Here is a 23,797-nt window from a genome sequence, read left to right on the forward strand (position 1 = left end):
TGGTTTTGCCTATTATGCTTATGAACTCGTCGCATCGTACTGAGTCCGTGTACGTCGTGTTTGTCTGCTCCGGAAATATCTGCCGCTCCCCCATGGCTGAAATCATCGTCCGTGACGCAGTTGAAGCCAATGCGCTTGCCGACGATGTCCTGCTCGCCTCCTGCGGAATCGGCGGCTGGCATGTCGGCGAACCCGCCGACGAGCGGGCGCAAGCCGAGCTGGAAAATGCCGGCTACGACCCAAATCACACCGCCGCACAGCTAGGCGATGAGCACATGGATGCAACGCTTTTCATCGCCATGGATGAATCGCACATCAATGGTCTACTCCGCGCTGGCGTGCCAAAAGAAAAGATTCGCCTGCTGCGTTCCTTCGACCCGGCGTCCCCGAAGGGTGCCGTCGTGGCCGATCCCTACTACGGTGGCCCGGAGGGGTTCGTCCGCACTCGAAACGAAATTGAGGCCGCGACGCCGGGCATCATCGCATGGTTGCGTGAGACTCTGGCGCTGGCCTCTGAACGTTAAGGTTTCAAAACAACCTTTTCTTTTGTTTTATTGGCATTGCCTCGGTTTCGGAACGCCCAAATCTTATTCAAGATGAAGTTAGCGGGCGTGCCCAAGATGACACCGATGAGGTTTGCCCAGTAGAGGCGGTTCCTAAAACCGGTGGAGTCGTCGAAAATGTCCGTTGGCAGTGCCAGCGGCGAGGTGGGGTTAGTCAGCAGCGTAATGACAACCAGGTTCACAATCAGTGCTGAGATACCTGCAAATAAAAACGGGAAGAACTGTCTAAACCAGTTCGGGCGATTGTCAGTTCGGAAAGTCCAGGACCGGTTGAGCTGGAAGTTCCAAATATTAGCCACGACAAACGCCAGAGTTGCATAGACGTGGGAGTAACGGATATTCCACCGTGTTCCGAACAGGTTCAAAAACACGTCGTGTTCATTGGTGCCCAGACTGAGACCCAACTTGCGGGCAATGATCACGACAATCAGGTTGACAACCACACCTGTGCCGCCGACCAGACCGAACTTGATGAACTGGCGCGAGACTGTGCTGAAGCGACGTGAAGGCGAAGATTTCGCTGTTTGCGTGCCCACCACGACACCTCTCTTTCCATCTATCCCGGGTAGATTCCCCGTCAAATACGCTCAAACAACTTTACCCGAAGTTCACTCAATCTCCGCGCAGGTGAATCCTTGTGAAAGCGAGATTTCCCTCACGGCAATCAGCCTTTTCCTCCCCCTCATCACCTCATCAGCACTGTGCTCATTTGGTATGCACTTTTAAAACAGGTGCCACTGCCCACCCGCCACAACAGTGCCATCCGCTCTAGTGCCAGCCGCTCTGGTGCCAGCCACAGCACCGGGTAAGCTCAATGAATGTGTTTAAGAATGTGCGCCAGTTTCTGACCCCTGGATGGGTTCTCACTGCGATTGTCGCCATTGCGTTTTCCTATCTCGCATTTACTGTTCTGGCTCCGTGGCAGTTGGGTAAGAACACCGCGACGCAGCATCGCAATCAGCAGCTTGAGCACTCATTCGAGCTCAACCCCGTAGATGTCAACGAGCTAATGCCCAAGGGCAAAGGCTTCGTCGAGGGCAACGAATGGCGTCGCGTTACCGCCACCGGGTCCTTCCTGCCGGATACCCGCGTACTATTGCGTAACCGCCCAGTAAATGGCGCACCCGCTGTCCAGGTACTCGATGTCTTCGTCGCTAACAATGGCGAAAACTACCTGGTCAACCGTGGCTTTGTGCGTCCTACAGACTCCAGCACCCCCAATGTTGAGCCAGCCCCGAAGGGCACCTTGACTATCTCGGCCTTTATCCGCCGAAACGAGGTTCCCGCCGAGACCGCCCCAATCCCCGGCACCCCGCCGCAGGTCTACGGAATCAATACCAAGGAAGTGTCCGAGCTCGTCGGCACCGAACTCAACCCCGATTGGCTTCAGCTCTCGGACAAATCCGATGCCGTCATCGAGGCCATTCCGCTGCCCACCCTGGAGTCCGGCCCCTACCTCTCCTACGGCATCCAGTGGATCTTCTTCGGCGCTCTCGTGCCGCTGGCTGTCGTCTGGTTCATTCGCGCCGAGATTGTCGAACGCAAACGCGACCGTGCGGAGCAGGAGGAGATGGCCAAGAATCTCCGCGATGCCGAAGCCGCAGAACCAGTCGATTACGCTGATGACACCGAGGACGCGGCACCCGAATCGGACGACGACGCCACTCCCACCTCTCCGCCGGCTAAGCCCGAAGAGGATCGCGCCGCTGAGCTGCACCGTCAGCGCATGGCGCAGCGCTACGGCAACACTGGCCACCGCGCCGCAGGTTATCGCGATAACCGATACGACGAGCGTTTCTAACTCTCAGCTCGCGCTTTCACTCGTCGGATACATCCGGCAATTACTGCTGCTCCGGCGCAGCTGAGCGCAACAATGTTTTGTACTCGCTTGCTCAGCCCTGCGGCACGCCGCACATCGGCCACCGCAGGCCTCCGACCACTGCCAAGCACCGGGCGCATCTCCACTCCGCTGGGATACACCGTCGCGCCGCCCAGCTGCAGCCCCAGCGCGCCTGCAGCGCTTGCCTCCACGACGCCCGCGTTTGGACTTGGGTGGTTGTCGGCGTCTCGTCGCCACGCTGCCAATGCTTGACGACGGTCCGGACCTGCAACCACAGTTGCGACAGCTGTAAGTCTCGCGGGGAAGAACCCGACGACGTCGTCAAGCCGTGCACTGGCCCACCCGAACTGCCGATAGCGAGCGTTGCGGTACCCCACCATCGCGTCGAGGGTATTAGCCGCTCGATGAGCGACCACACCAGGAGCGCCTGCAATGGCACCCCACATGAGAGTGCCGGTGACTGCGTCGGAGGTATTTTCAGCGAGCGATTCGACGGTCGCTCGGGCGATGCCATCAGCGTCGAGAGCTTCCGGATCACGCGAACACAACCACGGCACAAGTTCGCGGGCGGCATCGATGTCGCCGGAAGTGAGTCGGTCAGTCATGCGCTCGCCAGTACGGCGGAGAGTGGTGCCGCCGAGCGAAGCCCACGTGGCGGCAGCCAGCGTGAGACTCGGTGCGACTGTGCTGGCTGCGGCGGCAAGCGCTACCGGCGTGGCCACTGCGATTGCGGTGAACGCCACACCGCGCGCTTTGGAGTCGGCGTAGATTCGGCACTCAAGTTTGCTGACGGCCTGCCCGTAGAGGGCCACCGGATGGTGATTGGTGGGATCTGCGAAAATGCGGTCAAGTGCATACCCCACTGCGATGGCCGCTCCACGCCGCCAGAGGTGTCGACTTCTGGCATGTGTACACAATCTAATCAAATTGCCCCTGCAGAACGGCTGCGACATCGAGCGGAGTGACATGCGCTGCCGGATGGCGGTGCTGCGATGCGGCCATCAAGGTGTAATCACAAGTGTGCCGGATACCGAGCAAGTGCCCAAACTCGTGGGCAAGAGTGCTGCGAATTGCATCGGGATAGAGAGTGGAAGTAACGAAAACCGTCATCTCCTTACTAATTTCCGATGCAGAAGCCAAGACGCGCGAGTCCGGCCTTGGCACATAGCGAACGTTCACAGTATCCGAATCAGCCTTGTCCTTGGTCACTTCCCGAAGCACAACCTTGCCACCGAGCTTTTCATTCCACTCTTGAGTAGCAGCATCTAGCTGTGCGCGGTACGGAAAATCTGGGGCAACAACGTAATCCAAAGTGCCGTCGGCAATATAGGAAGGCATCTGATCCGAGAGATGGAGAATCGACGGATTATCCACCGGCTCGCCCGCATTTGCAGCCTTGACCATTGCTTTACAGGTGGCCGAATCGATTATCGGTTTACCACCCCCGCCGATTGCGTAGGCGGGAGCGCCCGCGAGCAGAGATCCGACAAAAACAATGGTGGCAAGCGATTTTGTAAAACGCACAGACCGGAAGTTTAGCACAAACAAAATCCGCCCGGATTCTCCGTTACAAGAATCCGGGCGGATTATATCTGTGCGGCGAGAGGGTTTCGAACCCCCGACCGCTGGTGTGTAAAACCAGAGCTCTACCGCTGAGCTATCGCCGCGCTGCTGCGAAACTCTAACACACGGAAAACATAGATTGCCAATTGCGCACTACAAACAGCGTTTATGTCGATTGTTTCAACAGCTCAGCTAGTAGCCGATTCAAACGGGACAGCTAGAGCCGGTTAGCTAGAGCGCTGCACCAGGCAATTGCCCTGCCAATCCCCCAGCCGAAGCGCCGAGGTGTTGGAGAAACCTGCCAGCTGTGCGGACTCGTCAATCACGCCAGGATCAATGGCACCCGGCTGACCAGCGCCCGGCGTGAGTAGCCAAACGCGACCTTCATCCTCCAAAGGGCGGGAAGCATCCACAAGACCATCGACCAAGTCGCCGTCTTCTTCACGCCACCACAGCAATACGACGTCGACAACTTCATCCGTGTCTTCGTCGAGCAGGTCTGCATCCAGGAAATTCTCGACCGACTCACTGATTGCTGAGTCACAGTCTGTATCCCAGCCAACCTCCTGGACTAGCTGACCTTCCTTGATGCCGAGCCTGCTCGCATATTCATGAGCAGCGCCTGTGGCGTTGACCACTTCCCTTTTCCTCCTCTAGAAAAAATATTCAGCTCGATTTTTCGAACTATGTGGAGAAATTTTACCGCTCAAATACATTTTTCACAGCTGCAAAATAAGAATTTCCCCAAAAAGGTGCAGTTTTCGCGGTGTTCTTCGCAATGTTCGTCGTAAAGCCAAGCGGATTATTCGGTGAAAGCGTGTGTAAGAAACGGCTAGGGGCACAACAAACGATTCAGAAGTAGAGTGGAGAACAATAACCTTTGCCTTTCCTTCAGGGACTGAAAGGAGCTCACAATGTCCGATACATCGTCAGGTACGCCACAAGCCCACTCTGATGAGTCAAATTTTGCCCTTATCCGTGATGGGGTCGCCTCCTATCTCACGGATGCAGATCCTGAAGAGACCAAGGAGTGGCTTGAGTCTCTCGACGGCCTGTTGGAAGAGGCAGGTCCGGAACGCGCACGCTTCCTCATGCTGCGACTGCTGGAACGTGCCACGGCAAAGCGCGTGGCCCTACCGCCGCTGACCTCGACAGACCTCGTCAACACCATCCCGACTGAGATGGAGCCAGAATTCCCAGGCGATGAGGACATTGAGCGCCGCTACCGCAAGTGGATCCGCTGGAATGCGGCAATTATGGTCCATCGCGCACAGCGTCCAGGTATCGGCGTGGGCGGACATATCTCCACCTATGCGGGTGCCGCACCGCTTTACGAGGTCGGCTTTAACCACTTCTTCCGCGGCAAGGACCACCCAGGCGGCGGTGACCACGTCTTCTTCCAGGGCCACGCTTCGCCGGGCATGTACGCCCGTGCATTCCTAGAGGGGCGCCTGACCGAAGAGGACCTCGACGGTTTCCGACAGGAGGTCTCCCTCGGTGAGGGCAATGGCCTTCCCTCCTACCCGCACCCGCATGGCATGCCGGAGTTCTGGGAGTTCCCGACGGTGTCTATGGGGCTGGGACCAATTAACGCTATCTACCAGGCCCGTTTTAACCGCTATCTCCATGACCGCGGCATCAAGGACACCTCACAGCAGCACGTTTGGGCCTTCCTCGGTGACGGCGAAATGGACGAGCCGGAATCCCGTGGTGCCATTCAGCATGCGGCGCTGAACAACCTGGATAACCTGACATTCGTCATTAACTGCAACCTGCAACGTCTCGACGGTCCGGTGCGCGGTAACACCAGCATCATCCAAGAGTTGGAGTCGTTCTTCCGCGGCGCTGGTTGGAATGTCATCAAGGTCGTTTGGGGCCGTGAATGGGACGAGCTCTTCGCCAAGGACAAGGACGGCGCACTAGTCGACCTGATGAATAAGTTCTGCGATGGCGATTACCAGACCCTGAAGGCTAACGACGGCGCTTGGGTGCGAGAGCACTTCTTCGGCCGTGACCCGCGCACTGCCAAGCTGGTCGAGGACATGACCGACGAGGAGATTTGGAACCTCCGTCGAGGTGGCCACGACTACCGCAAGATTTACGCTGCCTACAAGAAGGCCTTGGAGACCAAGGATCAGCCGACTGTCATCCTGGCGCACACGGTTAAGGGCTATGGCCTTGGCCACAACTTCGAGGGCCGCAACGCGACCCACCAGATGAAGAAGCTAGCACTCGACGACCTGAAGCTTTTCCGCGATAACCAGCGCATTCCAATCTCCGACGAGGAGCTGGAGAAGGATCCCTACCTGCCGCCGTACTACAACCCGGGCCCGGAGTCCGAGGAAGTGCAGTACATGCTGGAGCGACGCAAGGAGCTCGGCGGTTTCGTGCCAGAGCGCCGCACTAGCTACGAGCCTCTGACAGTGCCAAAGCCTGAGAGCCTGAAGAACCTGCTCAAGGGATCAGGTAAGCAGAAGGTTGCCACCACTATGGCGACGGTGCGTGTTTTCAGGGACCTGATGCGCGATAAGGACCTCAAGGATCGTTTTGTGCCCATCATCCCTGATGAGGCCCGTACTTTCGGCATGGACTCCTGGTTCCCGACGCTGAAGATCTACAACCCGCACGGCCAGAATTACACTCCGGTCGACCATGAGCTGATGCTGTCCTACAAGGAAGCGAAGGACGGCCAGATTCTGCACGAGGGCATTTCCGAGGCGGGCTCTGTGGGGTCGTTTACCGCTGTCGGCTCGGCGTACGCCACCCATGGCGTTGCCATGATTCCGCTCTACATCTTCTATTCGATGTTCGGTTTCCAGCGTACGGCTGACTCCATTTGGGCCGCTGGTGACCAAATGACCCGTGGCTTCCTGCTCGGTGCTACAGCTGGTCGCACGACGCTGACCGGTGAAGGCCTGCAGCACATGGACGGTCACTCCCAACTGCTGGCGGCTACGAACCCGTCTGTGGTCTCCTACGACCCGGCGTTCGCCTACGAGATTGCCTACATCGTCTGCGACGGTATCGACCGCATGTACGGGCCAGAGCGCGGCGAAGATGTCATCTACTACCTGACTATCTACAATGAGCCGACTTCGCAGCCGGCTGTCCCGGAAGACCTCGATGTCGAGGGGCTACTTGGCGGTATCTACCGCTTCCGCAAGGCTGAGGGCGACAAGCATGTCAACCTGCTGGCTTCCGGCATTGGCATGCAGGAGGCGCTGCGCGCCGCGGACATCCTGGAAGACTACGGCGTGGCTTCCTCGATTTACTCGGTGACATCGTGGAATGAGCTGGCCCGCGATGGGCACGAGCGTGACACTGAGCGTCTACACAACCCGGCTGAAGAGGTCGACGACGCCTTCGTTACCCGCCAGCTGTCCGACACCGATGGGCCGTTCATCGCAGTGACCGACTTCCAACGTGCGGTCCCGGAGCAGATTCGCAAGTGGGTTCCGGGTGACTACACCGTCCTCGGCACCGACGGCTACGGCTTCTCGGATACCCGTCCGGCCGCTCGCCGCTACTTCAACTCCGACGGCGAGTCAGTCGCTGTTGCGGCCCTGTCCGCACTGGCACGCGCTGGCAAGCTCGACATGAATGTCGCCCAGGAAGCAGCTGAAGAGCTGCAGATTACCGATCCAACCGCAACCACTCAGGACGCTGAATAATGACCTCAAGCCTTGGAGATCAGCTCAGCGCCCTACTGGGCACACAGGTCACCGGTGACGCTGACGATGCCTCACCTAATGCAGCGAACGGGGGCTCGAAGAAGAGTTCCGCCGACGCTGACCTGCCCGCAGGTCTTCACGGCGAGGTCGCGGCAATCGTCAAAAAGATGGCTAACGACGAGGTGGAGTCCTTAGAGCTCTCCACCCCGCTGACCGACTACGGTTTTGACCGCCTAAGCGTCGTAGAGTTGGCCGTCCGTTGCGAAGAAGAGCTGGGAGCCCGCGTTGAGGACGAGGACATTTCCTCGTTTAAGACCCTCGGCGATGTAGTTGACTACATCGCCGCCCGGCGCGGGTAGAGCTGCAGCACGTTAGCTGCCTCTACCCCACCAAGGTCTGCGTTGCCAGCGGTCGAGTTGCCGCTGGCACTGTCGGTCCCGGCAGGAGTGGACGTCGTAAAGCAGTCTTCGGGGGCGTAGCCTGCCGTCATCATGCGCATCGGCTCTAACACGCGGTCCCACGGCCCACCGATGGCCGCGTCGAGGGCACCTTTGATGTCGCCGCCGCGCGCCATGATGGAACGCAGCGCGTCTTCGTTGATCACGATGTTTCCGGCGGCATCGGTCTGTCCGGCGAAAGTCCCCAGCTGCGGGGTATGGCAGTAGCGCATACCGTCAATGGCGTAGCCGTCATCATCCACGGCTGGGTCTTGCGCCAGCTCGAAATAGAGGCGCGGCCACCTAGCCAGGTTGTCCACCAGTGTGGCGATGGTGTCAGCACTTGCAGTGAAAGGCACCTCAGCGCACAAAGTGGAATCCTGGTCGGTCGCACGCCAAATATCCCGGCCTGGCTTAGTGCCATCGGGCATGCTGAGTCGGGCCAGCGCCCACGTGATGTGTGGTTGCAGCGGCCCTGGCATGCTGTGAATCCACAGGACGCCTGAAAGTTGGGTGCGCATAGACGAAGGTCCTCGGAAAGGTTGCGGTCAATTGGTGTAAGACGAGATTCGTCTTCCCCTACGAACTCATCCAACGACACTTGCCACACTGCAGAAAAAGCACTGCGGTAAAACAACACTTCTGAGGTTTGCGTTGCACGTGTTTATGATTGTTATTTCCAAGACGGCTGCTGGCAACCCTCAAGTTGTCCTTAATCCCCCAGATGTGATTTAACGCTGAGACGAAAAATCGGCGCCGCAAGCGACGCCGGCTTACTCCACATCCCCCTTAATCCTCAGCGTGTTCTTCCAGCTCACTCCAGAGTTCGTCGTTGAAGTCGGCCCATAGAGGCTTTGCCCACTCGCCGAAATCTCGGTCGGTCAGCGCGATTGCCGCCCGTCCGGTTGGACGATGCAGCCACAGGAGTGTGCCCGCTTGCCCAAAATGGCCTGCGACATCCTTGGGCATCGAGGCACCAAACCACAGCCCCTGCTTGGAATCGGGGTGCCCGAAGATCTCAAAGCCCAGGCCCCAATCGGCCGGACGTTGCATACCATAGCCAGGCACAACACCATTCAGCCCCGGGAACTGCACCGTCAACGCCTCAGTCACGGTATCGGGATGCAGAAGAGTCGGGGCGAGAATCTCATCGACGAAGGCCATGAGATTAGCGACGCTGCTGCGCGCGCCATGCCCTGCCGAGCCATCCAGCACGGAATCCGCCATCCCTAGCGGCTCAAACACAGCCTGGCGCAGGTATTCACTAAACGGCATGTCTGCCTCCGCGGCGATTACATCGGCGATGATGTCAAAACCCGCGGAGGAGTAAATACGCCGCTCCCCTGGCTCTTTTTCCAGCTCACGGCTGGCAAACCCCACCCCGCCGGCGTGCGCCAGTAGGTGACGCACAGTCGCACCACGACCGGGTGGCGTGAGCTCTTGATTGAGCTCCAGCGCACCCTCTTCGACGGCCACAAGCATTCCCACGGCCGCCAACAGCTTGGTCACACTGGCCAGTTCAAAAACTCGGCCGCTATCACCGTGGGTGTGCCAACTGCCATCGTCGGCACGCGCGGCAGCCGCGACCGCGTCGACTGGCCACTGGTCAACTTGCGCTAGAACAGAGGGCTTCCAAGAAGTCATGTCCTCAAGACTACGCAAGCGCGGCAGACGTGGACTTCTCAGCAGGCGCGTCCGCAGACTCGTCGTCCGACTCGTCAGCTGTTTCGTCGGCTGGCGACAGGTCGGCGTTGGCGCTTGCGTCCCACTCGCCCTGGTCCCAAATTCCTGCACGCTTTGCGACGACCAACGGGACCACGGCCTGACCGGTGACGTTTACCGCGGTGCGTCCCATATCCACAATCGGCTCGACAGCCAACAGGAGGCCGACACCGGCGAGTGGCAGGCCGAGGGTCGACAGGGTCAGGGTCAGCATGACGGTAGCGCCGGTGGTGCCAGCAGTTGCAGCCGAACCGATAACGGAGACGAAGATGATGAGCAGGTAGTCCGTGAAGTCCAGCGGTACCCCGTAGAACTGCGACACGAAGATAGCTGCGATAGCCGGGTAAATGGCAGCGCAACCATCCATCTTCGTGGTAGCACCCAGCGGCACTGCGAAAGAGGCGTACTCATCCGGCACTGCCAGACGACGCGAGACAACGCGCTCAGTGACCGGCATGACGCCCATCGACGAACGAGTAAAGAAGCCGAGCGAGGTCACTGGCCAGACGCGACGGAAGAAGTCGATTGGGCTAATGCCATGAATCTTCAGCACAACTGGGTACACAACTGCGATAACCAGGAACAGGCCAATGTAGATGGCAATGGCGAACTTGCCCAGGCTGCCAAGTGCTTCCCAACCGTACTCAGCGACAGCATGACCGATCAGAGCCGCAGTACCGATTGGTGCCAGACGGATAACCCACCACAGCACCTTCTGCACGATGGTCAAAAGAGAGCCGGAGAACTCGATGAACGGTTCAGCCTTCGGGCCGACCTTTACTGCGGCAATACCGAAGACAATCGCGATGACCAGCAGCTGCAGGACGTTGAAGTTCAGCGAGCCGGATACAGCACCGTCAGATTCGCTGATCTTCACACCAAGGCCGAGGAAGTTCTGCGGGACAATGCTCTGCAGGAATCCCCACCACGAGCCCACAGAATCCGGTTCCTGTGCAGCCGAGGCATCGACGCCGGAGTTAACGCCCGGCTTGATAAGCAAGCCCAGGCCAATGGCAATAACCACCGATACAAAGGATGTGATGGCGAACCAAATAAGCGTCGAAACAGCCAGCTTGGCTGCGCCTGCGACCTGGCGCAGGTTGGCAATCGACACCACGACTGCGGTGACCACCAGCGGCGGAATGAGCAGCTTCAACAGCGTGACGTAGGTACTGCCGACCTCGTCCAGCGCTGTGCGCAGCGAGGAGTCATCGCCAGTACTGCGGGCCATGAAGCCCAAAATGAGACCAATAATCAGGCCATAGACAACTTGGGCACCGAAGCCGGTCGCCCATTTGAATTTATTCACTTTTCCTCCTGGAAGTTTATCTGTCTGAAAACACTTATGGCGCGCTTTAGGTCATCTGACATATGCGCGTGATGGGGTATCCGAGGGCCGCTGGGCTCAGCTTCGAAGAGGTAGGCGCAACGGGGGCGGAAACCTGAAGTGTTTAGCGACAGGAGGAAGTGGAAATTCGGCCGTAATCGAGCCAACGCCGCTTTGTGAGCATTTTCATGTTGGTCATTTCTATCTTGCAAGTCCGGTTAAGAGACAAACGATAAGACTGCCACGATTGATGTTGTGACACCAATTCCCAACGCAGGCTCACAGCCAAATATTCCGAATCTTTAATTCGTTTTCTCAGCCTGCTTGCGCAGCTGCAGCACCTTTAGCGAGCAGAGGAAACCGATAGTTAGCGCACCGACGGCGGAATACAGCGCAAACTGTGTGGCATGTGCAAACGCATTTGTCAGCGGGATCAATACAGCGTCGGAAGCGCCCTGCGCCCGCAGACCAATCAGGATAGAGCCGGCGGAATCCTTCAGCCCCTGCCCCATCTGCTCCAGTCCCGGCGACAACTTCGCAATCTCGCGATCCAGCCCAATCGTCAACGCCATACCACCGAGTGCCGCACCGAGAGCAGAACCAATCTGCCGGATTGTCGACTGCGTCGCCGACGCCTGTCCCGACAGACGCACCGGAATATCGCCGAGCACCAGCGAGGTCAGTTGCGCCGACGCCAGGCCAAGGCCCAGACCGTAGATAATCAGCGCAAACACAACTAGCCACAACGGCAGGCCAACACGCTCTTCCGCCGCCAACTGCAGCGAACCAAAGACCTCGAGCCCCAGCCCCACAATCACGACACCGGCCGGGGTGATCCGGGCTGCTAGATGACGCGCCATGGCACCTGCGAAAAACGCGCCGAGAGCCATCGCTGCCAGGACCAGGCCAGTTGCAATCGTCGACAAGCCAATCGCCGACACCAAGTAGAGCGGCAGCACGAAGACCAGCGCGAACTCACCCACCGCGACGAGCATCGCCGTCGTATTCCCCCAGCTAAACGTGGCGTAGGAGAACATCGACACGTCCAACAGCGCAGGATCCGCGTTCTTCCGACGACGATTCTCCCACAGCACGAAGGCGACGAGCACCACCGCACCAACCAAGAGCGTGACGACGGGCGCGGAGGGAAAAGCAAACCCAATCTTGGCACCCTGAATGATGCCGAAGACGACGGCACCAAAGCCGATTCCAGATAGCAGCAGGCCGAGAACGTCGAAACCACCAGCGCCATTGGTCTCGCCCGCGGTGTTCGGCACCCAGCGCAGCGCAAGGAGGAAAAGCACCACGGCGATGGGCACATTGACCCAGAAGATGGCTTCCCAACCAGCGAATTGAGTAAGGACGCCACCCAAGAGCGGGCCGACTGCTGCGGCACCGGACATGACCGCACCCCAGATGCCGAATGCGGTGGCGCGATCTTTGTCACGGAACAGTGCGTTAACGCTGGACAGTGTCGACGGCAGAATGCACGCGCCACCAATGCCCTGGATAACGCGGGCTATGACCAACGGGGCCAAGGACGTGGAAAGCGCGGCCACAACGGAGCCGCCCGTGAAGATGACCAGACCGACGAGAAAAAGGGTTCGACGGCCAAAGCGGTCACCAGCACGGCCAGAGGTTAGCAGCAGCGCGGCGAAGACGGCGGAGTAGATAGTGGTAATCCACTGCGCACCGACGATGTCGAGGCCCAGCTCCGAAATGATAGTCGGCAGTGAGACACCAACAATGGTGCCGTCGAGGACAATCATGCCTAGGCCAACCGCAAGCACGAGCAGGCCCCACCAGCGCTGTGGCGAGGCCGAGAACTCAGCAATCTGATCCTCGTTGGCGATTGCCGTGACGGCGGTGCCCTCCGCTTTCTCTGTAGCACCGGGTTGTGCGTCGGCTGAGACGTCGGCGCTGCTCAAGGAAGGTTTCGTACTCATAGGATTAATGCTAGAAGTGTCCAAGCACTGATTCATCAACCGAAAGTCGTAATTTTCCGGAGCTTTGGTTCGTTGAGCACGGGAGACGCTTTGCTTCATCGAGCTCAGAGATGAGGGCATCGAGAACGCGGGACAACTTCTTTGAATCCGCGCAATGGCAGCAGAACCTGCTGGCTATAGGGCTTTTATCACCACGCAGTGGCAGATTGCTATGATGCTATGAGGTCTCGGGCGCTAATTAATAGCGCTTAATTGCCGCTTCGCAGTGCCCGAGCCTTGCCCCTATAGCTCAGTCGGTTAGAGCAGAGGACTCATAATCCTTTTGTCCCAGGTTCGAGCCCTGATGGGGGCACTACCGCACCTACCGCGTCCTGCAGCGACACGGACAGGTGTTCGAGGTCACCTGCCACTACCCCCGCGTAATGCCGGAGCGTAGTGGTCGCATCAGCGTGTCCAAGGTGCGCTGCAACAACCTGCGGAGCAACACCCGACCGCAGTGCGAGGGTCGCGCAAGTATCACGGAGCGCATGAGGAGTGATTTTCCTCACACCCGCACGGGCACACGCAGGCTGTAATGCCCTTGCCGTCCAGTTCGTCCTGTGCACCGGAGTACCAACAGCCGAGGTAAACAGCAGCTCGGTTTTACAGCTGGCGGCGCACACTCGCAGTCGCTCCATCACAAAACGCGGGAGGTACACCCGACGACGCTGATGCGTTTTGCCGTCAGAGCGCAGCCACCCGCCACCACGAGCAGGGATAAGACCGCCCGAGACCATGATGTACTCATCGTGCACCGACGCGGGTTTTAGAGCTGTAACCTCGGAAAATCGCAAGCCCCCGTAGACCAAGACCTCAAAAATCAGCAGGTCACGACCAGACAGCTGTGCGGACACTCGCTGTACCTCATCCGGGGAAAGCGGGTCAGGCAGCGCCCTAGTGGCAGGCGGCATTTTCACTAGCTTCGCCGGCGAGGACTTCACATAGCCCTCAATCTCCGCCAGCCGGTACACCTGGCGAACAACAGAAAGCGACTGTCGCACCTGGTGGTAGGCGTGGGGCGCAGCCTCTATCACCCAACCCTGCACATCTCGGTAAGTGATTTGATCGAGACGGAAACTTCCAAACACAGGCTGTAAATACTGCTCCAGCAACCAGCGGTAATCCTCAGCGGTTTTCTCTGCAACAGGATGCATCGACAGCCACTCAGCCGCATAATCGCTAAAATACGGTGCCTGACCAGCCACTATTTTTCACGCACCCTACCAGACGCATACGCGTCCACACTCTCAGGGACATAACGAACGAGCTCGCCAACCTGCATATACCGCGGACCAACACCACGGTCACGCCACCGCATGAGAGTCTGACGGGACACACCCAAACGGCGAGACACCTCGCCGGGGGTCAAAAGGGAAGTCATTTGTAAACCAACTTTCAAAAGAAACAAAATCAGAACTAAAACAAGGTAAAGGTGCGCCCGCCGTAGCGGGCGCGGTCAATGAGGAGACACAAGAAACTGCAGGGATACCCGACCTAGACGACGGAGAACAAAACCACCTGGTCACCCGCCCTATCGGGGCAGGGACAAAGGGGCTTTCGCCCCTCTGTACACCCCTCTGTGGACTAGGCAGACACCAGACGCACAACGCACCGACCAGAGGTCACCGCACCTGTGGTGCGATTCACATCCTCATAGGCCAGGCAGATGCGCTCCGTAGGGGCGGCATCCCTAGCCGTAACCGGAGAAACCTGCAGGTCAACCGGGTTTTTCGGCATACCGTACAGGCGCTCCTCACTTTCCAAAACCTCTCGCGCCTGCACACAACTCCGCTCCCGAGCCTCGTCGATGTACACACTGCCGGACGGCTGATAGTTACAGTCTCGCTCTACACGGGCACGAGCGCGGTCAATACGACACTGCCCAAAATCCTGAAACAGACCGCCGCATTTTTCCGGCTCCCCCGGAGTCACGTTCTCTGGTGCCTGGTCACCACCACCCTGAGCAACCACCAGACCGATACCAGCGAACAGCGCGAGCACACCGCCAGCGATTTTCCGCCCCCTACTCATCAGACTCACCTACTAGTGGAGTGTGCTGATCGAAGACGTACCGCCCGATGCGGTCGTAGTACTCGTCATAGTCCATATCCGGAGACTGAAACCAGGTGAAATCCGGCTTGCCGATTTCGCGAAGCACACCGCGACCTGGCTGTAATGCAATCATTCGAGCAACGACCTCGGGTTCTACCTGGTCAAACATCATTTTGATGCTGTCCGTGTTGTCCTGCGCGTAGGAGATTCGACGACCATACTGCGACCGGTCATGCAACGTTTTCGCTTCCGCACGCTGCAGAATCGTAAAAACGCGAATGCCGACCTTTGCGCCCTCGCGGAGTAGTCGACCGACAGCGCCAGTAAAAGATGCTGCCTGCTTTTTATCCCAGGCGGTCATCGACTCAATCAAACCGGAATATTCCTCAAGCACGCAGAAAATGATTGGCTGGCTTACCGAGAAGTCGTCGATTTTCTCTCGGCGACCGAGGTTCGCCATGCGGCTTTCCATTTCGGCTACCACCGCGTTAACCAGCGCAATTGCCGCTTTTAACGACGCTTCTGAGGTACCAAGAACAAAGTCCTGCGGTCTGCCGGAATACTCCCACCAGGGGCGCAATAACCCAAAGGCGGGGTCGATGCCAACTACCTGAATATCGGAGTGTTTTGCCAGCTGAATTAAAATCGATTGGCTGCCCTTACTTTTACCTGAGCGGGTGATGCCCGCAATAAACGTGTGGTAAGACGCATATGGGTCGAAACATACGAGATGTCCGTCCTCGTCCTGCGCCCACCAGAGGGGTGCCCCTGTATCAGTCAAGGAAATCGACCCCCAGCTTCTTCTCAAAAGCATCACGGGTGATGGCATACAGGCGCATTTGACCAGGACGCTCACGCTCTACCTGGTAGTCGCGAACCCCCTCAATATCTGCGTACGCGCCGAGCTTTTCGACACCCTCACGAAAACCCTTTTCGCTCATACCCTGTGGGAGCCTGCACACCAGGGCAACCCCACGGGAATCTTTCAGGCGACGGACTACGGTCGGGGTCAGCCGTGACACCTCTTGCTTTTCCTCGCCATCTTCAGTGCGCACTGTGCGGACCGTTTCGACGTAGCAGCCGACCGCCTCCAGTGCTGTATGCAGCTTTTTATCCGTGCCGAACCTGCGGAAAAATTCGCGCTCGCCCGCGCGAAGATCGTCCTTATCATCCTTGCTCAGTCCATGTAGCTGCTGGCGGTTTTCACCCCACGACTCAGCCAGGCTGATTACCGCAAGGATGCCGCCGACAATCAGCACAAGGAGAAACAGGCTTCCAAAATCGATGCCATTACTCATTTTCAGCGCCTCCCCACAGACCAGCCGCAGCCTCGTCACGTCCGCGAGCGGTCAGAGTGAGGCGCTCGATTTCGGGATGGAAATAGTCGCGCTCTCCATGAACCCAACCTCGGCGGATAAGCTCCACTACGACCTCTCCTATCTCCATATCCGACACGTCAGACATGCAAATAAGTAGCTCGCCATAGGTCATCGGAAAACCCTTGGACAGCCACTCTTCTAGCAGTCCTACAATTTGCCGCTCAATCGATATAACGCTCACAGCGTCCTCCAATCTTATTTTGGGTGGAATACCTTTTTGGTGATTCCTAGTCGCTCCCCCAACCACTCGCCGGGGGATGCGGTACAAACCACCAGACAAAAGCGGCTTAGCGAGCTAGCTGCTCGGAGAAATCCACGACCTGCTGCAGCTCACCGATGCGAAGCGTAGGGCGCATTTCCGCGAACGTGCTGTCACGGTCAGACGAGGCGCGCACCACCAAGTCGCAGTTTTTTCCAGCCGCAAGCAACTTGCCTGCAGGCAGTGCAAACGGCTCGGTGCTCTGCACAGTGACCGTCATCTGCTGCCCCTGCCACAAAGCAGGAACGTCCGCGATGCGGTGAATCTCACCACCGTCATCATCAAGCGCGGGCTTGTCAGTCGGACGCCGATTTTCCCACTGCATCATCTGGCGAGACTCCGCATCAGCAAGAACCACCAACTTCACGCCTGCAGCCGGAACAGTAAACGAATTGAGCGCCATTTTGGCTTCCTCTCTACTAAACAAAACGGACCACATCCGCCGTTCCCGTTTGGAACTATTTGTAGTATATCACACTTCTTGTTTCGCTCGCTCCAAAATGTACCACCCGGCACATGTGAGCGCAACACAAAGAATCAACCTGCTAGATTTGCACCGCCCGCATCACATAGACTCAGCCACATGAGCACTAGCGACTACCGCCGACTGGCGCAAGAAAAAGAAGATGCAATCCGCGAACTGCAAGCCCAAATCGAGCACACTCGCGACATCATCGAAGCCAACCGCGAAGCCTTAAAGACGCTCACTAGCTTGGCTTTTGCCGACTTCGGCGTACCACAACGCCGAGTCGCACAGTGGGCTGGAGTATCGCCGACGCAAATCCACCGGTGGAACAAGGAAGTCCAGGAATCCCTGGCAAATCGTCACAGTGACGATAAACAGTCCGACGTATCTACCACCGCCAACACTGATTTTGTACCTAAAATTTTCGACGCCCGGCAATCCGGTCACACCGAGGAGATAACCGAGACGGAACAAGCAAAAATCGAAGCCAGATACAACCGTGACGCACTACTGCGTCGCCTGGCGGAGAGTAACTGATCCGCGCATACCCACCGGCAGTTTTTTATCGCCTGAACGATACGCATTTAGCGCCCTGAACAGGTCTTTTGCCATACCTGGTGCATCATCCATCAGTAACCACCCCGCACGCCATTTACCCAGCATGCGGCGTTTTGTACCAAACTGCGCATGCGCCCAGCGGGCGAGAACTCGTCCGAAAAAAATCATTTCATCAGCAGTGATTAGTGCCACAGCCATAACTTTTTTCAGTCCAAAAACGCCCCAAAAACGCCCGATGCCCGCACCCGACTCAATCCACTGCGCAGGCGCAACATTCTGATACCCCTTTGATCCACCATCCGCGCTTTTCGCCGCATACTTTGAAAAATAAAAACTTGCATGACGCGAGGACTCAAAACTCTGCCGCGTGTGGTGCACACCAGTGCCCGCCATCAGATGCCGCGCACGCTCCCCCGAGCTTTGATCGGCAGCAACAATTTTTGCCCATGTCGCAGCAAGCCAGCCAGTAAAATCCACCTGCACCTTTTCGCTGGTCACAGGGCTTTTCACGGTACACGCCCCCTCTGGCACCACCATCAAAAGATGATAGTGAGGGGCACCCCTACGCTGGAACTCACGCTTCCACACTCCCAGCAGCTCGCGTCCCCAGTCACGCTGAAACTGCAACCTCAACCGATTCAGGTGCGCATACACGGTTTTTGCATCGGGAGCGACCGCCTGCCAATCCCCCGGATACGTCAACGTCACCATGGCGATTTCGCCAGGTTGCTCCAAAAACGCGTTCCAGTCCAATTCGGAAAACGTTGCAATCATTCGAGTGCGCGATTTTTGCGACCACTCAGTAATTCGACGGTCTTCCTCGCGTCGCTCACAAGCATCCAGCTGCTCTAGGTAGACCGCCCATTTTTCATGTTCGTGCTGGTTATGGGCGTTTTTCAGGTTCTCGGTTGCCATCCTTTTTAGAGTCGGCAGAGTGCCCTCTGCCAGCTCTCGGGCATGCCTCAGCGACTCCAGCGCCGCATCCAGCTTTCCGCAGCAGGGATAACCCCAAGCCCCCGCCACTCGCGCATCAGTACCGTGTGCTCACGAATCGCATCCGCACGGACATCTACGTCCGTCGAGGTATCCAGTACGCCCTCTAGCTCGGTTAGCCGACGCTCTACCGCCACAACGCGCTCTTTATGCCGCGCACGTTCCCTCTCAATCTTCAACAATGCCTTTTGCTGATCTTGCATCTTGCGGTCACGTTCCCGTGCCCGCTCATCCCTCTTCTCCCGAAGATTAAAATCGTAGGCACCCAGCCTCAGTAGCGCCGGGGAAATTTGAATCGTCGCCACTTTCCCCTCTTCCCCTTCCCACGTCCGTGAGGTCAACGTTTCCGCCGCGTCCCGGCATTCTTCTACCGTGGGAAATCCCCTATCTACCTCGGAGTTTTCCTCCCGGGTGCGAATTTGTCGTGTTTTGGCACATATGGATAAACCATGTGCCAGCTCGTCGCCTGCGGCTCCTCGCCACGCCCCGCCGTCGGCTACACCTACGCTACCGCGCGCGGTCGCTCCCACACCTACCGCGCCACTCCGCTGCCGCGGGCGCTTGCGCATGCGACCTTCGGTCGTTCGCGCGCCCTTGCCCCTGCGCTCTGCTCCCGGCTCGTCGCTGCACACGTCCACTACGGCTCCGCCTGGCTGGGCAGTGGGGGTAGAAAACATTTTCGACAACTGCATAATGAAAACACCTAGTGTAATAGGAGGAAATTTTTACAAAACGGCGGTTACCTAAAACCGCAGGTCAGCCCCGCTCCTCATTTTTGAGTAGCGACTCACTACCTCATAATCCTTTTGTCGCAGGTTCGAGCCCTGCTGGGGGCACTAAATGCCCTGGTGAGAGAACTTCCGCGGTTCGACTACCGGGGCTGTTCCCTTTTTGTTCCCTATTTCTCGTCGCCTGTTTTCTTGTCGCACTCTAGTCTCGGAACTGTCCCCGCCCGCTCACGCCCACTTACCCGACATCCGGTTGTAACAGCTGGCACACAGGGAGATGTACTTCGGCGCTTCGAGTGCCTCAATTTCCACGGTCTCGCCGTCGAGAATAATGCTGCCGTCCGGGTTTAACCGCGCCGTAAAGATGGCCTTCTGCCCACAGGTGCAAATTGTCTTAATTTCCTCAATGGTGTGGGCGACTTCAAGCAATCGCTGGGAGCCCGGGAAGGCATGCGTGCGAAAGTCGGTACGCAGGCCATAGCAGAGCACCGGAGTACCGCGAAGGGTAATGCCCAGCAACTGGTCAACCTGGTCAGGGGTGAGAAACTGTGCTTCATCGATGATTAGGCAATCGTGGCCGTCGGCAAGCGAGGAAAGGTCATCGCCGTCGTGGATGAGGTGCGCGCGTTCCGCAATTCCGATGCGGGAGTGCACGTCGCCGTCAGCCAAAGTATCCACGGCCGGTTTGGCGATCAACGGTCGCATATCGCGCTCGCGGTAGTTGTGGGCGACGCGAAGGACCTCGATGGATTTTCCGCTGTTCATGGTCCCGTAGCGGAAGTACAGTTTTGCCATAGCCATCGATTGTAGGGCATCGATTCGCGGGCTCTGACAGGCGTGAAACCGGGCGGCCAACGCGGATTTCAATTCGCGACTATCCTATATTTTTATGCAGCCGAATCCTGACCTGAATGAGAATCCAACCGTCGTTGTATGCGGATCGATCCACCTAGATACCCTGGTCCAGGTCGATAGCGTCCCCGCCGAAGGTGGCACGCTCATCGTTGATGACGGCACTAATTCGCTAGGCGGTAAGGGCGCTAACCAGGCCGTTGCCATTGCTTACGACGGTGTCCGTGCTGTCATGGCCGGTACGGTTGGTGAGGATCGCGCTGCGGACGTCGTGGTCGAGGAACTCAACGCACACGGCGTAGATGTCCACTCCATTAAGACTTCCTGGGATTTGCCGACCGGCAGCGCTTTCGTTGCAACGAACCGCAAGGGCCGCCCGGTCATTTTTGTCCAGCGCGGTGCCGACGCACTGACGGACCCCACCGATTTCGTCGATGAGTTCGCATCAGCGGATGTCGTGCTCGCACAGGGCGAGCTCCTCCCGGAAGCAACTGAGGCCATCGCGTCCGTCGCATCCATGTACAGCGCGCGACTGGTACTGAACCTCAATCCGGTCGTAACCGTTACACCTGCGCTGATTGACCATGCAGATCCGCTGATTGTCAATATGAAGGGCGCCTGGGAAACAATCCGTCGCCTGGACATCGCCGAGGGTATCCGCGCTACCGACTACCGCGCACAGCTCGAGGCACTACTGCAGTACTGCCCCAGCGTCATCATGCTCCGCGGCGACCACGGCTGTCTCTTCGCACAGCACTCCGACGGTATCGATGACGAGCCGACAATCTACGAGCACCCCGCGCTCAAGCTGCCAGAGGAGAAGATTGTCGACGGCACTGGCTCCGGCGATGCGTTCGTCGGCACGCTCACCGCGGAACTGGCTAAGGGTACCTCGCTTTACGACGCCATCCCTCTGGCCACCGCCGCGGGTGCAGCAGCCGTACAGGCGGTCGGCGCATGCTCCGCGTTTGTCCGCCGCGAGAAGCTGCTAGAGATGGTCGAGGCGGAGGACTTTCCCCAGATTAAGGAGTACGAGGGCTAAGGGCCGTCAGCAGCCTGGTGTGCGAGCTGGCACCGATTAAGTCAGTGCCAGTGGAGCCAGTGGGAAAACCTACCCAGCATTGTCTGGCAGAACGGGCTCAAGCGCCAGCATCACTAAATACCAACTCAGCGAGTACCCGATGAGGAAGACATAGGTAGCGATCGCGTAGATCTTCGCCGGAAAAAAGAAAATGGCCGCGGGCACGATGAGAAGCGCCAAAACTGCGAGCGCAGTCCGCGGCAGGTTTTTGACGGTCATGCTGGTGGCCGTTGCCAGGGTTCGGCGTAGCGACGATTGACCGTCGGAAAGCGAGCACAGCGAGTAGACCCACGCGGTAATTCCCAGCAGTATTAGCGCCCCGGAGGTAACTCCTGCGGCGAAGATTAGGCCGACAGTGCCGAGGTCCGCGCGCGAGATAACGTAGAACTCATAGCCGATGGCACCGGCGAGAACCAAGGTGAACAGCCACCACAAGGTTGGTGTGCGCCAATTGTCCAACAGGGCGCGTAAGTAACGCCGTACGGGCCTCGAGCCCTCGTCACGGACCATATCGCGAGCGACCACTACTCCAGCGCGAGTTGCTGCGCCTGCAGTGACTATCGGGATGGATGCGACGATCATCAGCAGGTTGATGATTACAAGGTCTGCTAACAGCGACCAGGCTGCGTAGAACTTTGTATCGGTGCTGAAAAATCTATCCACGAGTTCATATCCTAATAAAGGCTGATTAACAGACGAAAGCCTCAACCTACGCGGTTGAGGCTTTCGCTTTCGTAAAACGCGGTGCTTGGCGCCCTATGCGCTAACGCTTAGGCGACTACCCCTTAACGGCGCCCGCAGCAACACCCTCGATAATGTGCTTCTGGGTAGCGACGTAGAAGATCACAATCGGAATGATTGCGAGCACCAGCATTGCCATCATCGCGCCAAGGTCACGGTTACCGTTGGAGCCAACGAAGCTCTGCACGACAACCGGGATGGTCTTGTACTTAGTGGACAGGCCAATGACCAGGTACGGCAGCAGGTAGTCGTTCCATACCCACATCGCGTTAAGAATTGCGACTGTCACTGCAGTCGGCTTGAGCATGGGCAAAACGATGCGGAAGTAGTTCTGCATCGGAGATGCGCCGTCAATCATCGCGGCTTCCTCGATATCGATCGGGATCGACTTGATGAAGCCGGCAAACATGAATACCGACAGACCAGAACCAAAGCCCAAGTAGAGAACCACAATGCCGATTGGGTTGTTCAAATGCAGCATGTCGGCGATCTTGACGGTCGGGAACATCACCATCTGGAACGGGATGACCATCGAGAACACAAACAGGTAATACAGCAGCGAGGTCCACCACGTCTTCACCCGCGTGATGTAGTAAGCCGTCATCGCAGAGAAGAACACAATCGCAATAACCGAGAGGATCGTGATGACAAAGGACCACACGATCGCCCAGCCGAAGCCCTCCTTCATCAGGCCGACGGCGTAGTTTTCGAACCCGACCCACATGTCACCTAGTGGCAGCTGGAAGGGGTTATCTGAAATTGCGAACTTGGACTTGAACGAGTTGAAGATAATGAACGCGATTGGCCCCAAGAACACGACGGTCAAAAACACCAGAATCGCGTAGATGATGACCTTAGATACGCCTCCCACCTTGGCCTCGTCCTGCTTAGCGGGCTTGGACTTTGGGAGCTTGGTGGTCGTTTCAGTGGTCATTGCAGCGTCGACAGACATTTATGCCTCCACTTCCTTGCTGCGAGTAGCACGCAGCTGCAGCATCGCGATCGCTACGACCACGACGACGAAAATTACTGCCTTGGCTTGACCAACGCCCTCCACACCAACTCGGTTGAACATGGTGTTGACGATGTTCAGAGCAACCATTTCTGTCTCTGAACCCGGCGCACCATTGGTCAGGGCCAAGTTTTGATCGAAGAGTTTGAAAGTGTTCGACAGGGTCAAGAAGAGGCAAATGGTAATCGATGGCATGACCATCGGGATAGTAACGTGCCGCAGAATCTCCCAGCGTCCAGCGCCATCAATCTCCGCAGCTTCAATGAGCTCCGGCGGGACATTCTGCAGACCGGCAATATAGATAATCATCATGTAGCCGACCAGCTGCCAGTTGATGAGGATGATCAGACCGGCGTAACCGAACTTCCAGTCGGACACAATCGTCGTACCGTACGATGCCAGCACGGCGTTGATCATCGACTGCCAGGTGTAACCGAGCACAATGCCACCGATAAGGATCGGCATGAAGAAGACTGTTCGGAAGAAGTTCGTACCCTTCAGCTTGCGCGTCAGAATCCATGCGATCCAGAACGCGAACAAGTTCACAGTAATGATGGAAACAACAACC

Annotated in this window: 27 protein-coding genes and 2 tRNA genes; 7 read left to right on the forward strand and 22 right to left on the reverse strand. The window is 57.7% G+C overall.

The window, feature by feature from the left end:
• The first annotated feature begins 20 nt into the window (after positions 1–20).
• The gene (locus HMPREF3011_RS02410; RefSeq protein WP_370547223.1) at positions 21–524 is read left to right on the forward strand and encodes a low molecular weight protein-tyrosine-phosphatase; all 504 of its coding nucleotides are present in this window, start codon (positions 21–23) and stop codon (positions 522–524) included.
• On the opposite strand, the gene HMPREF3011_RS02415 is transcribed toward HMPREF3011_RS02410, so the two are convergent.
• Complete coding sequence (locus HMPREF3011_RS02415; protein ID WP_038625967.1) at positions 521–1,102, reverse strand: GtrA family protein; 582 nt, start codon at positions 1,100–1,102, stop codon at positions 521–523. The genes HMPREF3011_RS02410 and HMPREF3011_RS02415 overlap by 4 nt on opposite strands.
• A 275-nt stretch (positions 1,103–1,377) precedes the next feature.
• On the opposite strand from HMPREF3011_RS02415, the gene HMPREF3011_RS02420 reads away from it, so the two are divergent.
• Positions 1,378–2,364 carry an SURF1 family cytochrome oxidase biogenesis protein gene (locus HMPREF3011_RS02420; RefSeq protein WP_038625969.1) on the forward strand — a complete coding sequence of 329 codons (987 nt, stop codon included), beginning with the start codon at positions 1,378–1,380 and terminating at the stop codon, positions 2,362–2,364.
• On the opposite strand, the gene HMPREF3011_RS02425 is transcribed toward HMPREF3011_RS02420, so the two are convergent.
• From HMPREF3011_RS02425 to HMPREF3011_RS02440, 4 genes are all read right to left on the reverse strand, one after another.
• A complete protein-coding gene (locus HMPREF3011_RS02425) occupies positions 2,361–3,356 on the reverse strand; it encodes a cobalamin biosynthesis protein (RefSeq protein WP_371327158.1) in 996 nt (331 codons plus the stop codon). The two genes, HMPREF3011_RS02420 and HMPREF3011_RS02425, sit on opposite strands and share 4 nt — an antisense overlap.
• Positions 3,322–3,927, reverse strand: a complete 606-nt coding sequence (locus tag HMPREF3011_RS02430) for a zinc metalloprotease (protein WP_141764735.1) — start codon at positions 3,925–3,927, stop codon at positions 3,322–3,324. The genes HMPREF3011_RS02425 and HMPREF3011_RS02430 overlap by 35 nt, the downstream gene beginning before the upstream one ends.
• Before the next feature lie 71 nt (positions 3,928–3,998).
• Positions 3,999–4,070 (reverse strand) — tRNA-Val (locus HMPREF3011_RS02435).
• 123 nt (positions 4,071–4,193) lie between these two features.
• Entirely contained in the window at positions 4,194–4,604 is a 411-nt protein-coding gene (locus HMPREF3011_RS02440; RefSeq protein ID WP_005511050.1) for a DUF3052 domain-containing protein, read from the reverse strand.
• Positions 4,605–4,880: 276 nt separating this feature from the next.
• Here HMPREF3011_RS02440 and aceE point away from each other — a divergent pair, with 276 nt between their 5' ends.
• Both aceE and HMPREF3011_RS10895 read left to right on the forward strand, forming a co-directional pair.
• Positions 4,881–7,637 carry a pyruvate dehydrogenase (acetyl-transferring), homodimeric type gene (gene aceE / locus HMPREF3011_RS02445; protein WP_038625976.1) on the forward strand — a complete coding sequence of 919 codons (2,757 nt, stop codon included), beginning with the start codon at positions 4,881–4,883 and terminating at the stop codon, positions 7,635–7,637.
• Positions 7,637–7,996, forward strand: a complete 360-nt coding sequence (locus HMPREF3011_RS10895) for an acyl carrier protein (protein ID WP_049181616.1) — start codon at positions 7,637–7,639, stop codon at positions 7,994–7,996. The genes aceE and HMPREF3011_RS10895 overlap by 1 nt, the downstream gene beginning before the upstream one ends.
• Here HMPREF3011_RS10895 and HMPREF3011_RS02455 read toward each other — a convergent pair.
• The 4 genes from HMPREF3011_RS02455 to HMPREF3011_RS02470 form a co-directional block, all read right to left on the reverse strand.
• A complete protein-coding gene (locus tag HMPREF3011_RS02455) occupies positions 7,972–8,595 on the reverse strand; it encodes a DUF3145 family protein (RefSeq protein ID WP_038625978.1) in 624 nt (207 codons plus the stop codon). The two genes, HMPREF3011_RS10895 and HMPREF3011_RS02455, sit on opposite strands and share 25 nt — an antisense overlap.
• Positions 8,596–8,863: 268 nt before the next feature.
• Entirely contained in the window at positions 8,864–9,718 is an 855-nt protein-coding gene (locus tag HMPREF3011_RS02460; RefSeq protein ID WP_038625980.1) for a serine hydrolase domain-containing protein, read from the reverse strand.
• Between the two features lie 10 nt (positions 9,719–9,728).
• Positions 9,729–11,105 carry a dicarboxylate/amino acid:cation symporter gene (locus HMPREF3011_RS02465; RefSeq protein WP_038625982.1) on the reverse strand — a complete coding sequence of 459 codons (1,377 nt, stop codon included), beginning with the start codon at positions 11,103–11,105 and terminating at the stop codon, positions 9,729–9,731.
• A gap of 320 nt (positions 11,106–11,425) precedes the next feature.
• Positions 11,426–13,069 (reverse strand): DHA2 family efflux MFS transporter permease subunit, encoded by a 1,644-nt coding sequence (locus HMPREF3011_RS02470; RefSeq protein WP_141737467.1) that lies wholly within the window; start codon positions 13,067–13,069, stop codon positions 11,426–11,428.
• Positions 13,070–13,347: 278 nt separating this feature from the next.
• Here HMPREF3011_RS02470 and HMPREF3011_RS02475 point away from each other — a divergent pair.
• Positions 13,348–13,421: transfer RNA gene (locus HMPREF3011_RS02475), tRNA-Ile, on the forward strand.
• Here the strand turns inward: HMPREF3011_RS02475 and HMPREF3011_RS11625 are convergent.
• The 7 genes from HMPREF3011_RS11625 to HMPREF3011_RS02500 all read right to left on the reverse strand — a co-directional run bounded on the left by HMPREF3011_RS11625 (position 13,381) and on the right by HMPREF3011_RS02500 (position 17,201).
• A complete protein-coding gene (locus HMPREF3011_RS11625; protein ID WP_371440760.1) occupies positions 13,381–14,313 on the reverse strand; it encodes a tyrosine-type recombinase/integrase in 933 nt (310 codons plus the stop codon). The genes HMPREF3011_RS02475 and HMPREF3011_RS11625 overlap by 41 nt on opposite strands.
• Positions 14,313–14,489, reverse strand: coding sequence for a helix-turn-helix domain-containing protein (locus HMPREF3011_RS11630; RefSeq protein ID WP_083327054.1), 177 nt, complete (start codon positions 14,487–14,489; stop codon positions 14,313–14,315). Before HMPREF3011_RS11630 ends, HMPREF3011_RS11625 begins: the two co-directional genes overlap by 1 nt.
• A 203-nt stretch (positions 14,490–14,692) precedes the next feature.
• Positions 14,693–15,139: a hypothetical protein gene (locus tag HMPREF3011_RS02480; RefSeq protein WP_141764736.1), complete on the reverse strand. Its 447-nt coding sequence runs from the start codon at positions 15,137–15,139 to the stop codon at positions 14,693–14,695.
• Entirely contained in the window at positions 15,132–15,941 is an 810-nt protein-coding gene (locus HMPREF3011_RS11055; protein ID WP_168168146.1) for an FtsK/SpoIIIE domain-containing protein, read from the reverse strand. Before HMPREF3011_RS11055 ends, HMPREF3011_RS02480 begins: the two co-directional genes overlap by 8 nt.
• The gene (locus HMPREF3011_RS02490; protein ID WP_070841101.1) at positions 15,934–16,458 is read right to left on the reverse strand and encodes a hypothetical protein; all 525 of its coding nucleotides are present in this window, start codon (positions 16,456–16,458) and stop codon (positions 15,934–15,936) included. The genes HMPREF3011_RS11055 and HMPREF3011_RS02490 overlap by 8 nt, the downstream gene beginning before the upstream one ends.
• A complete protein-coding gene (locus HMPREF3011_RS11260; protein ID WP_141764738.1) occupies positions 16,451–16,720 on the reverse strand; it encodes a hypothetical protein in 270 nt (89 codons plus the stop codon). The genes HMPREF3011_RS02490 and HMPREF3011_RS11260 overlap by 8 nt, the downstream gene beginning before the upstream one ends.
• 106 nt (positions 16,721–16,826) lie before the next feature.
• Positions 16,827–17,201: a hypothetical protein gene (locus HMPREF3011_RS02500; protein WP_070841103.1), complete on the reverse strand. Its 375-nt coding sequence runs from the start codon at positions 17,199–17,201 to the stop codon at positions 16,827–16,829.
• A 180-nt stretch (positions 17,202–17,381) separates the two neighbouring features.
• On the opposite strand from HMPREF3011_RS02500, the gene HMPREF3011_RS02505 reads away from it, so the two are divergent.
• Complete coding sequence (locus HMPREF3011_RS02505; protein WP_070841104.1) at positions 17,382–17,801, forward strand: hypothetical protein; 420 nt, start codon at positions 17,382–17,384, stop codon at positions 17,799–17,801.
• On the opposite strand, the gene HMPREF3011_RS02510 is transcribed toward HMPREF3011_RS02505, so the two are convergent.
• From HMPREF3011_RS02510 to HMPREF3011_RS02520, 3 genes are all read right to left on the reverse strand, one after another.
• Positions 17,772–18,737: a rolling circle replication-associated protein gene (locus HMPREF3011_RS02510; protein ID WP_070841105.1), complete on the reverse strand. Its 966-nt coding sequence runs from the start codon at positions 18,735–18,737 to the stop codon at positions 17,772–17,774. The genes HMPREF3011_RS02505 and HMPREF3011_RS02510 overlap by 30 nt on opposite strands.
• 47 nt (positions 18,738–18,784) lie before the next feature.
• Entirely contained in the window at positions 18,785–19,120 is a 336-nt protein-coding gene (locus HMPREF3011_RS11060; protein ID WP_141764739.1) for a hypothetical protein, read from the reverse strand.
• Between the two features lie 651 nt (positions 19,121–19,771).
• Positions 19,772–20,338 carry a thymidine kinase gene (locus HMPREF3011_RS02520; protein ID WP_038625984.1) on the reverse strand — a complete coding sequence of 189 codons (567 nt, stop codon included), beginning with the start codon at positions 20,336–20,338 and terminating at the stop codon, positions 19,772–19,774.
• 94 nt (positions 20,339–20,432) lie between these two features.
• Here HMPREF3011_RS02520 and HMPREF3011_RS02525 point away from each other — a divergent pair, with 94 nt between their 5' ends.
• Positions 20,433–21,437 (forward strand): PfkB family carbohydrate kinase, encoded by a 1,005-nt coding sequence (locus HMPREF3011_RS02525; protein ID WP_038625986.1) that lies wholly within the window; start codon positions 20,433–20,435, stop codon positions 21,435–21,437.
• 69 nt (positions 21,438–21,506) lie between these two features.
• Here HMPREF3011_RS02525 and HMPREF3011_RS02530 read toward each other — a convergent pair whose 3' ends face one another.
• The 3 genes from HMPREF3011_RS02530 to HMPREF3011_RS02540 all read right to left on the reverse strand — a co-directional run.
• Positions 21,507–22,139 (reverse strand): MusI family membrane protein, encoded by a 633-nt coding sequence (locus HMPREF3011_RS02530; protein WP_038625988.1) that lies wholly within the window; start codon positions 22,137–22,139, stop codon positions 21,507–21,509.
• 115 nt (positions 22,140–22,254) lie between these two features.
• Entirely contained in the window at positions 22,255–23,151 is an 897-nt protein-coding gene (locus HMPREF3011_RS02535) for a carbohydrate ABC transporter permease (RefSeq protein WP_038629092.1), read from the reverse strand.
• An 18-nt stretch (positions 23,152–23,169) separates the two neighbouring features.
• Positions 23,170–23,797, reverse strand: a 628-nt coding sequence (locus HMPREF3011_RS02540; protein ID WP_070841107.1) for a carbohydrate ABC transporter permease, incomplete at its 5' end; no start/stop codon positions are given.

Source organism: Corynebacterium sp. HMSC074C04, from assembly GCF_001838295.1.
In the GTDB taxonomy this organism is placed as follows: Bacteria; Actinomycetota; Actinomycetes; order Mycobacteriales; family Mycobacteriaceae; genus Corynebacterium; species Corynebacterium amycolatum.